Genomic DNA, 10,054 nt, shown 5'->3' with positions numbered 1-10,054 from the left:
CTCTATCTCTCTATGTCGACAAATCGGCATGGAGCGGTGGCGCGATGCGGGTTCTCACGATGGCGGCGCAGAAGGGCGGCGCCGGCAAGACCACGCTGGCCGCCTCCCTCGCCGTCGCCGCCGCGAAGGCCGGCGAGATCGTCGTTTCCGTCGACCTGGACCCGCAGGGCAGCCTGAGGGAGTGGAGCGAGCGCCGCGAGGCTCGGGACATCATCTACCAGCCGGTCGAGGCGGCCGGCCTCGCCGATCTGGTCCGCCGCCTGCGGGCGCACGGCAAGACGACGCTCGTCATGATCGACACGGCCGGCGTCATCGGCCCTGAGGTCACGGTGGCCCTTCAGCAGGCCGACCTTGCCCTGTTGCCGGTCCGGCCGAGCCTGCTTGACCTGACCGCTACGCGCCGGACGGCCGAACGGCTCGACAGCCTCAAACGCCGGTACGCCTTCGTGCTGAACCAGACCCAAGCCGCGGCCTTCGCGCGGGTCGAGGATGCGGCTGAGGCCTTGGTGGAGATCGGGCCGCTCTACCCCGGCTCGATCGCGCTGCGCACGGATCACCTCGACGCGATGACCCTCGGTCTCGGGGTGACGGAATGGCGCCCGAAAGGGCTGGCGGCCGAGGAGATCGCCGAGCTGTGGGCGTGGGTGAAATCGAAGCTGGAGGAGAAGGCCTGATGGCAGCACCAAAAATGGCGGCAGCCCTGCGCAAAGAGCGGCTGGCAAGCGTGTCGGCAAAGCGAGAAAGCGACATGTCGACAAATCGCGATGAAGCCATAGCGCCTTCGCGCGATATCGAGGTGTCGCCAGATCCCGCTCCGGCGGCCGGCGCCAAGCCGCTGCCGAAGGTCACGTTGTACGCGCACCAGGACGTGCTCAGGGCCCTGCGGATGGTCGCGGTGCAGGACGGGGTGCAGGCTCAAGAGATCCTGCGCCGAGCTGTCCGCGACTATCTGGCCACCCGAGGCCACACGTTCGCCGACCTAACCACAGGCCGCTGATACCCCGGCCCGGCCGCTCGCGCGGTCAACAGAGTGGCCAAGTTGGCCACTCTCCTCCGAGCCCGGCCGGGCCTCACGAGCGCCGACTTGGACCCTTCGGCGTGTAGTCTGACGATGCGGACTCGGAGCCGTCTCCATCGCCGCCGCTATCACCGCCCTGTCCAGTATCAGACATCTTGGCCACCAGCTCGATCGCAGCCGGCAACTTGAGTTCCTCAAGGGCCTTGATCTTGGTGTCAGCGCTCTTGAGGCGCGCCCGCATCGTGTTGTTCTCGATGAGGAGCCGGGCCGCCTCCTTGCCCTGTACCGCGGCTACCTGCTCGGCCCAATCCTGAGCCTTCTCGGCCTCTAGCTGCCGGTCGCGGGCGTACGCGACCGCTGCCGAAATATCGGCCGGCAGGGGGTCCGGATCCAGATCTGGGAACGGCACGAAAGCCGGAACCGGCGTCACGAATGTCACGATGCCGGCGGCGACCAGCGTGCAGATGAGGGTGAGGAAGGCGGGGAAGGCGGGGTTCATGGCGGGCTCCGAAACAGGTCACGTGATGCGACCCGCCTATCGCGGTCATATTCGCAGCCGCGCTACAAGCGCCTTGAAGGCCTCAAACCGCCGTTAGAACGACCCTGAGGCACGAGGGTCACGTATCGCGCAGCGGCCTGACAACATGTCGCAGTTGTCCCGCTTGTGGGGGCTATGCGGCGGTCAGCGAATCCAGCACATCCTCACGAGACATCTTCTTGGGCCGCAGGCTGGCGAGGGCGAAAGCTCGACCAATAGCCTCCGTGCGAGCGATGTCGCTTGCGTAGTACGTAGCGAGCGAGTTCAGGCCATGCCCAGCCATACGGCTGGGCGAGGTTCCTCGCTGCGCTCGTCACCCCCGGAGGACGGCGTGACCAAGAGGTATCGGGCGAAGCCGAAAGCGCCCCGGCAGGCGGGCCCGCTCCGCACTCGACGCATCAATCTGGACGTGAGCGAGGCGGAATGGGCGACCATCGCCGCCCGCGCCAAAGCCGTCAGAACTGCTCTGAGGGCATTCATCCGTGAAGCCGCCCTCCGGCGCGCGACATCCGCCGTTGCCGTCCTGCCGCCGACCGCTTGCGAGATCGAGGCGGCCAGCACCCTCGCCTGTGTCGCCGGGGATCTCACGCGGATCGCCGACGCCGCCGAGGCAGGGACTGTCACCGGTATCGCGCCCAACGTGCTGCGGCAGCTCGCCGACACTGCGCAGCTTCTCGGGATGCGCTTTCTTGGGGTGGACCCCCGTGCAGCATGATCGCTCTCAGCGAGAAGTTCGAGGCTTTCGAGCCGGTGATCGCCTACGACCTTGGGCCGAGGGACCATCAGGGCCGAGAGCGGCCGAGGGTCGTCCTTCTGCACTCGACCCTTCCAGGTCGGACGCCTCAGGAAATCGCGCGCTCGTTCGAGCGACTGCGATCTCTGCGCCCGAAGCTGGCGAAGGCGGGCGTGCGCACAATCCTGTCTTTCCGCCCGGATGCGCCCCCACCCTCGGATGCGACAGCCCGAGCCGTCGCCATCGCCTGGGCCCGCCGGCAAGGGTTCGAGCATTTCACAGCCGTCCGGCACGACGACCGGCACCTGCATATCTGCCTGTCGAGGGTACGCCAGGACGGGTCTGTCGTCAGCGATTCCCACGACTACCGCCGAAGCGAAACGGCGGTGCGGGCCTTGGAGCACGAGTTCCAGCTTGCGGCGGACAGGCCCTCGCATCTCACCGACCCGGACGTACTGCCACCGCTCGCGGCCCGCCTCACGCATGGGGAGCGGGTGCAGGCCGAACGCGCCGGCGCGCTCGCAATCAAGGCCCGTCTGCAACAGCTCGTCCAAGCGGCGCTGGGTACCGGGTGCACGCTCACAGATTTCTGTCGAGGGCTCGAAGTCCTCGGCGTTCAAGTCCGTCTCAACTTGGCATCAACAGGCACAATCTCGGGAATAAGCTTCTGCCTCGACGGCATAGCCATGAAGGGCTCGTCCCTCGGCAAAGGCTTTACTTGGAAATCACTGGAAAAAAGGGGATTACGTTATGGCAAGGACACCGACGCCGAAGCAGCCCGCTGCCACGCCGGAGCCGCACGACCCGAAGATGCTGCTGCTGCTGCAGGACATCCGGCGGGACATGAACACCCTCCTCGGCCAGACGCACCGGACGGAGACCATCGCGGGCCAGGTCGCGAGCCGGATAGCGGACTTCGAGAAGCGGCTGGACGACCGGATCACGGCTCGAATGGCGATGTTGGAGCTCAAGGTCGTCTCCACGACGGAGAGGGCCCTGAAGGCCACGGAAACCCTGACGGCCGAGATCCGGTCGGCCGGGGAGGACGCGCGCCGGGAGATGGCCCGCACCTCGCGGATGGCTCACATGCTGATGGAGCGAGTGGAGACCGCAGCCTATCACCGGATGCGCGAGATGCGGGACACGGCAACGGAGATCGCCTCGACGGCACAGAAGACCATGACGGAGACCATCGAGGAGATCCGGCGGGAGGCCTCGATCCTGATGCACGGCATGAGGAACGCGGCGGTAGGGGCCGTGAGCAGCCTCGGGGCGGATACGACGTCCAAGATCGCGCAGGCCGAGGCGAAGGCGGTCGGCGCCATCGAGAACGCCGCGGCGACGGCCAAGACCAGCATCGCGAACACAGCGCTCAACGCACAGGACGGGTTCGCGACAGCCACGAAGGACGCCAAGGCCTTGGCGGACCTGAACATCAGCGCAATGCGGACTTTCGAGACCTGCATGGCGGACCTGAAGCGGGTCGGGAAGTCGCTGAGCGCGGCGCTGGAGCGGCGCACGTGGCAGATCGCGCGGGCGACCGGCCTGCACACGGCAGTGAGCATCGGCCTCGGGGCGGCACTCTACCAGGGCGTTATATGGATCCTGAGCACGTACCATTGACGGCCGAGACGGCGTTCAAGGCGGCGCGGTTGCGCACTCGCGGAGACCGCGCCGCCCGAGACCTCGCGGCTGCCCTGGCGGTCCTACGCCTCGGCTACACGGCCCGGCAGGTCCAGGCCGCGTGGGTTCGTGTCGAGCCCGCCATGCGGGAGGCTGTCGCCTACATGCAGACGATCATCGCTAAGGCGAGAGCCCTCCTACGGCGAGAATCGGGGCCGTCACCGGGCAAGGCGCCGCCCCGACCCTGATCCCGCCACCCACGCGGATTCTGGGCGAGATGCGCCGTTGCCGCGACCCTGCCGTCCCGGCAGCTCCTTAGACGGTTCCGTATCTACAGCCCTCTCCTGTGGATCTCCCTTATCCGTGGGGCGAACCTTAGTGCACCCTATGCTGCCGAACAGCGCCGGAGCCACGGATCGCCCGCCCCGCCGGAGCCAGGCCAACCATTCCCGGCTGATGATCCGTATGAGGTTCGGGTCTGATTTCCGGCTCTGGTGCCGCCGCTCCTGGATGGTCAGCAACCCGTCGCCCTCAGCCAGCCGTATCGCGGCTTGAGCCCAGCGCCGGCAGACGCCCGCACGTGCCGCGATGGCGTCGATGCACAGCCCGCAGGCGCCGTTGCGGGCCATCTCGTCGCCGACGATCCGCAGGACCGCGAGCTGCCCGGTGGTGAACCTGCTGGCGAGGGCGGGCGGCATCGGGCCGGAGCAGGCCAGCCGCCGCCGCCGCTCAATCGCCACGGACCGCTCAGGAGCCCGTTGCAGGCGCTTCGGCGGGAACAGCGTCACACGACCGAGCGGAATGCCCACAGGCGCCACGGCCTCCCGTATTGCACCCCTGCGGGTGTGCAGCAGCTCGGCCAAGCCCTGCGCCTCGGTATCGGTGACGGTCTCGGCGGCGTGGGCCTGCCAAATCTGGCGTGACAGGTGGTCGATCTGCGCGAGTGTCCGCGCACCCTCGATCGCCGACCGCATGGTGGCGTGAAACATCGAACCCGGTCCCTCATGGGCCGCGGTAGGGTCCAGGCAAGCCTTCCCTGTTGCCGGAACGGGGGTTCCAGCTTGACTCCCGAGGGGGTCACGTGGCTTGTGAGGGGCAGCACGCCCCGGCTCACAAGGCCTCAGGTTTTCGACGGCTCTCCGTTTGGCGACGGGGGGCCGTTGGCTTTTCAGGGTCTATCTCGCGGCGCTGATCTCTCCTGACACCGGCTCACGACTCGCCAGAGCGAACGCAGCCGGAATGGTCCATGTCGGCCGGGCGGCACAGTTAAGTCAACGTGCGCTGTTGTGAGGCCTACGCCCCTGATCGCCAGACGAAGTAGGCGACCGAGCAGGAGGGGGGGACACTACGCCGAGATGCCTCGGAGACGACCGGCGGCGCGGCGGCCAGGGATTGGCATGAACCCCTGCGTGACGATGTCACCAATGCCGCTACCTAACCCCCAACCGAGTTGCCCGAAAGCCAATCGCATAAGCAGCCGACTTGGGTCGAAGTGCCGTCAAACAACCTGGCATTGTAGAGCTCAGCAATAGCCCTTAGTGTCGATCAATGCCCGACACCTCCCTCTTCACCCTCCTCCACATCAGCGATTTTCATTTCTCGAAGCGCCGACAACGCGAGCAAGGTATTGTTGTCGATGCACTAATAAAAGATCTAAAAGCCTTATGTATTGGGCATCGCAAGCCAGATCTAATTATGTTTACTGGCGATCTTGTACAGGCAGCGGGTATCGACGGGCACGATGAGGCGTACGATTTTCTAATCGACAAGGTCTCTAAAGCGACTGGCTGCAGTGACGAACGTATATTCATTGCGGCTGGCAACCATGATTTGTCTTGGACCGGTTTAGAAAAGCACGCGGATGCAACTCATGAGTGGCGCAATATTATTGGAAATAGCAACGAGACTGAAAAATTTAATGAGCTTCATGAGGCCAATGCGTTTGACGCAGCGGTAAATGATAAATTTGCGAATTATCTTGAGCTTGAGCGCTATCTTTGCAGCGGAGAAAGAATTAAAGGCCGAAGACTCTCTAATTCTTTTGTAACAGTCGATTATATATCGTCAATAAATGTCGACATAGTTGTATTCAACACCGCAGTTTTATCCGCAGGCGGCCACAAATCTTTCGAAGAAGACTCTGGAAAATTAGTTGTTCCTGAGTACGCAGTGATGGAAGCTGTGGGAGCGCTGACCCCTGGATCCCTCCGTATTTTTGTAACACATCACCCGTTTGCATGGCTTAGCGAAAGATCCAGTAGATATCTAGAAGGCGAAATAAGCCGCCATGCGCATCTCCATCTCTTCGGACATATGCATGACCCTCAACCAAAACGCATCATTGGATTGAAAGGTGACGTTGTCGCTGACCAAGCTGGGGCAATATATTCGTCTAGAACAAATTATTATAATGGATATGCACTTCTTACATTGGATAGAGATCATAAGTATGTAGAGACTTTAGTTCGCTCTTATTTCAAAGATCGAAACGAATTTGACGACGGTATTGATGTTGTGGAAGGTGGACGCTGGTATTCATCCCAGGAAGCGCGTCAGCATTTTCGCAAGATTGCAACGCCAGTGGATGAAGAGATGTTTCGAAAACATCTCTCCGGCGCTGCGCTTGAGGCTCTAATCGCGCGTGAGAAAACTGAAGATGATGACGAGGATCTTCACACTCGCTTCGTTGCACCTCCAATGCGGCGTACTTTTATAGACGACGCAGTAGGCGATGAGGCGAAGGTCGAAATAGAAACCGCCATTCCGTTCAAGGAAATCATAAACGGGGATAGCAACTTAATAGTGTATGCTAGAGCTGAGTATGGACGTACCACGATATTAAAGGAAATACGGTATCAAATTTTACATAATTCCAATGAATTAACATTTCCAAGACTGCCGATGATGATCGACTTTGGGGATATTTCAATCAGCCCTGACAATATGCTACGAAAAGTAAGATCTGGCTCAGAGTTGCCTCCAGATGGAAATGACGTTGAGTCTCTTCTTAAGCTTAGTTATGCTTGCGTACTCATAGATGATGTTCAATTTAGCGATATTCGTCGCATGAAAGTATTGCGCGAGTTTGTCGCACGCTTTCCGAAAGTTCGATATATACTTTCTAGCCCATTGTGGTCGGCCACTAAAATGGGCGCATGCATCGATCCCGAGATGCCTGTTAGGTTCGATTTTATTGAAATCAAAGAATTGAGACGCAACGATATGCGTCAGTTGCTCGCTAAGGATGAACGCTGCACCGATGTAGAAACTTGGCTGGATCGCTTGCAGGAAGAATTCAAAGAAATAAATCTACCTTTCACTGCTGCGAATGGCTCTATATTGATCGAAATATTGTCGGAAAAATATAATTTTTCTCCGATAAATAGATCGGTTTTAATGGAACAATTTGTTGATTCAGTCTTAAGGAAGGCGTCTATAGAACAGAGCCGACGTGAAACATTTGACTACACCAACAAAACTGATCTTTTATCATATCTTGCGGCTTGGATGGCACAAAAGGATGATTACGTTCCAACAAAAGAAGCCATACGCGCCGAAATGAAGTCGTACATTGATGCGAGAGGTTTGTATGTAAATTTGGATGAGTTGCTATCGGAATTTTTAGCCGCTCGGATATTTATTTCTAAAATAGAAGGTCGATTAAGCTTTAGATACAGAGGCGTTTTGGAATATTTTATCGCTTTAAGGATGACTGTAGATGTCGAATTCAAAGACTGGGTGATAGCTGAAGAGCGATATCTGAGCTATGTAAATGAGATCCAGTATTATGCTGGAAAACTTAGAAGCGACTCAAAACTTGTCGACCTAGTTGCCGAACGCCATAAAGCTATATTGAAAGACGCTCTTTCAGATATCGGTGATATAGATCTTGCTCAACTCGATAATCTATCTATTCCGTTTGATCAAAAGACCGATGGCGTTGATCAAGTCGTAGAGGACATAGCGCAACCTCCACTTACACAACACGAAAAAGACGAAGAGCTCGATCTAGATTTGCCGACTGATGGCGATGATCGGCAAGAAATGTATCGCCCGAAGGTGGATAAAAACAGTGATAGAGTAACACTTTCACTTCTGCTTTACTCCGGCCTCGTTAAAAATATGGAGCTGATACCTGACGCGGATAAACGCAGGCATCTCTCTGCTATTTGGCGAGGATGGTCAGTGCTTCTGATTGCAGCCCTGCGCTTTGCTCCTCGGCTTGCAAGAGAGCGTAAGGTTCGCATCAATGGAGCATTGTACGAGGTACAAGCTCCTCATGGCATGAGTGATGCGACCCTTTTACGGCAGATGATGGTCCAGCTTCCTTACGTGCATGTCAGAATGATTTCTAACTCTCTCGGAACTGAGAAGTTAGAACGGCAATTGACTGAGCCTACGTTATCAGAGCGTGACGAGCCGAAGATTTTTGATTTCTTTAGAACATGTCTTATCGCTGATTTGAGACTTTCTGCGACACCCCTGGCTATTAAAAACCTCGCAGCTCGCCTTAGAGACAATAAGTATCTACTGTGGTCTCTTATAGTCGATATAGCTCATCTTCGTCGGTTGGATCGCCTCAAAGAAGATCATTTTTCAGCCTTAGAGGATACGCTTGCTACCGCGATAGCGGATCTTAGAGGTGGGACTCGCCAGAGTAAGATCGACAATAAGAGGAAACAGATTTCTAGACTGAAGCGTGAAAGGCTTTTGCTTAAGATGAGGAAAGATGTAGAAAATCAGTAGCTACTTTCAGGTATTGATCCTCCTGATCCGACTACAAAGATCGATTTCACTTGGTCGTAAGATCAATCTGCGTAACATCTCCATACGTGGGTATGATCGTGCAACACAGTGAGGCGCCCCGCCATGTCCGAGACGATCCGCCCCCTCGTTGCCTACCTCAGGGTCTCGACCGACCGCCAGGGCAAGAGCGGCCTCGGGCTTGACGCGCAGCGGGTAGCCCTCGCTTCGTTCGCATCGGCGCATGGCTATACCCTCACGGCCGAGCACGTCGAGGTAGAGACCGGCAAGGGGGCGGACGCCCTCGACCGACGCCCGCAGCTCGCCGCCGCTCTGGCTGCTGCCCGCAAGGCCAAGTGCGCGGTTGTGGTGGCGAAGCTGGACCGGCTGTCGCGCGACGTGGCGTTCATCGCCGGCCTGATGGCGCAGCGGGTGCCGTTTGTGGTCGCCGAGCTGGGCGAGGGCGTCGACCCTTTCGTCCTGCACATGTACGCCGCGCTCGCCGAGAAGGAGCGGGCGATGATCTCGGCCCGCACGAAAGCCGCCCTCGCCGCCAAGAAGGCGCAGGGCGTGCGGCTCGGCAACCGGACGAACCTCGCCGAGGCCAGCAAGGCGGGGCAGGAGGCCAACGCACGTGCCGCCGCTGCCTTCGCTGCGAACGTGCTGCCGGTGATCACCAGCATCCAGGCGGCCGGCGTATCGAGCCTAAGGGCCGTAGCAGCCGCTCTCAACGAGCGAGGCGTGACCACCGCTCGCGGTGGCGAATGGTCTGCATCGCAGGTCCAACGCGTTCTAGGACGGGCCGGGTGAGACCGGCAGGAGGGAACCCTCATGAAGGTGACGCTGATCGTTGTTCCGCCGGGCGGCGGCGAGGCTGAGTACACCCTGGACTTCGAACTGCCGGCGGTGCCACGCGAGGGCGAGTACATCACGGTTGCTCGGGATGACGCCCTCGCAGATCCGAAGCCCGACCCGCAGGACGGCAGCATCGGCATATACGAGTGCTTCTACGTCCGCCGCGCATGGTGGGACCTGCGCTACCCAAGCTCGGCGCCCTACGCCAAGGGCGAGGGCCAGGGCCCCGTTGGATCCGCCTACATGATCGCCGTTGAGGCCGAGACGGCACGCGGCCCGCACATGACGGGGAGCCATCGCCGGTCCTGCGAGACCTATGAGCGTCGGGGCCTGCCGGTCCGCACCTTCGACAACTCGGCCTACTAAACGCCGCCGCTCCCCGTTGCTTTGTCCGTCGATATCGCTCTATCTCTCTATGTCGACAAATCGGCATGGAGCGGTGGCGCGATGCGGGTTCTCACGATGGCGGCGCAGAAGGGCGGCGCCGGCAAGACCACGCTGGCCGCCTCCCTCGCCGTCGCCGCCGCGAAGGCCGGCGAGATCG

The 10,054-nt window shown here is 59.8% G+C and carries 10 protein-coding genes and 1 pseudogene; 9 read left to right on the top strand and 2 right to left on the bottom strand.

Annotated elements, in window-relative coordinates:
- Together MKK53_RS00915 and MKK53_RS00910 are read left to right on the top strand one after the other, a co-directional pair.
- Window positions 1-674: AAA family ATPase (locus MKK53_RS00915; protein WP_313901517.1), on the top strand; the 674-nt coding region annotated here is incomplete at its 5' end.
- On the top strand, window positions 674-997 hold the full coding sequence (locus MKK53_RS00910; protein ID WP_243925965.1) for a hypothetical protein: 324 nt from the start codon (window positions 674-676) through the stop codon (window positions 995-997). The genes MKK53_RS00915 and MKK53_RS00910, both read left to right, overlap by 1 nt.
- A gap of 73 nt (window positions 998-1,070) precedes the next feature.
- On the opposite strand, the gene MKK53_RS00905 is transcribed toward MKK53_RS00910, so the two are convergent.
- Window positions 1,071-1,517, bottom strand: a complete 447-nt coding sequence (locus MKK53_RS00905) for a hypothetical protein (RefSeq protein ID WP_243925963.1) — start codon at window positions 1,515-1,517, stop codon at window positions 1,071-1,073.
- Window positions 1,518-1,887: 370 nt separating this feature from the next.
- Here MKK53_RS00905 and MKK53_RS00900 point away from each other — a divergent pair, with 370 nt between their 5' ends.
- The 3 genes and pseudogenes from MKK53_RS00900 (at window position 1,888) to MKK53_RS00895 (ending at window position 3,912) form a co-directional block, all read left to right on the top strand.
- Entirely contained in the window at window positions 1,888-2,271 is a 384-nt protein-coding gene (locus tag MKK53_RS00900; protein WP_243925961.1) for a hypothetical protein, read from the top strand.
- Window positions 2,268-2,693, top strand: a pseudogene (locus MKK53_RS25630) (relaxase/mobilization nuclease domain-containing protein); the annotation flags it as partial. The gene MKK53_RS00900 and the pseudogene MKK53_RS25630, both read left to right, overlap by 4 nt.
- Before the next feature lie 346 nt (window positions 2,694-3,039).
- Window positions 3,040-3,912: an apolipoprotein A1/A4/E family protein gene (locus MKK53_RS00895; protein WP_243925959.1), complete on the top strand. Its 873-nt coding sequence runs from the start codon at window positions 3,040-3,042 to the stop codon at window positions 3,910-3,912.
- Between the two features lie 218 nt (window positions 3,913-4,130).
- Here the strand turns inward: MKK53_RS00895 and MKK53_RS00890 are convergent, their stop codons facing one another.
- The gene (locus MKK53_RS00890) at window positions 4,131-4,901 is read right to left on the bottom strand and encodes a hypothetical protein (protein ID WP_243925956.1); all 771 of its coding nucleotides are present in this window, start codon (window positions 4,899-4,901) and stop codon (window positions 4,131-4,133) included.
- A gap of 559 nt (window positions 4,902-5,460) precedes the next feature.
- Here MKK53_RS00890 and MKK53_RS00885 point away from each other — a divergent pair.
- The 4 genes from MKK53_RS00885 to MKK53_RS00870 all read left to right on the top strand — a co-directional run.
- Window positions 5,461-8,658: a metallophosphoesterase gene (locus MKK53_RS00885; protein ID WP_243925953.1), complete on the top strand. Its 3,198-nt coding sequence runs from the start codon at window positions 5,461-5,463 to the stop codon at window positions 8,656-8,658.
- 123 nt (window positions 8,659-8,781) lie between these two features.
- Window positions 8,782-9,465: a recombinase family protein gene (locus MKK53_RS00880; protein ID WP_243925951.1), complete on the top strand. Its 684-nt coding sequence runs from the start codon at window positions 8,782-8,784 to the stop codon at window positions 9,463-9,465.
- A 21-nt stretch (window positions 9,466-9,486) separates the two neighbouring features.
- Entirely contained in the window at window positions 9,487-9,876 is a 390-nt protein-coding gene (locus tag MKK53_RS00875) for a hypothetical protein (protein WP_243925949.1), read from the top strand.
- Window positions 9,877-9,957: 81 nt separating this feature from the next.
- The coding region (locus MKK53_RS00870) for a ParA family protein (protein ID WP_243925967.1) at window positions 9,958-10,054 on the top strand (97 nt) is incomplete at its 3' end.

It is taken from the genome of Methylobacterium sp. J-076 (assembly GCF_022829405.1).
Taxonomy (GTDB): domain Bacteria; phylum Pseudomonadota; class Alphaproteobacteria; order Rhizobiales; family Beijerinckiaceae; genus Methylobacterium.
The sequence above is the reverse complement of the archived record's forward strand: the minus strand, read 5'-3'. Positions and strand labels throughout refer to the sequence as shown.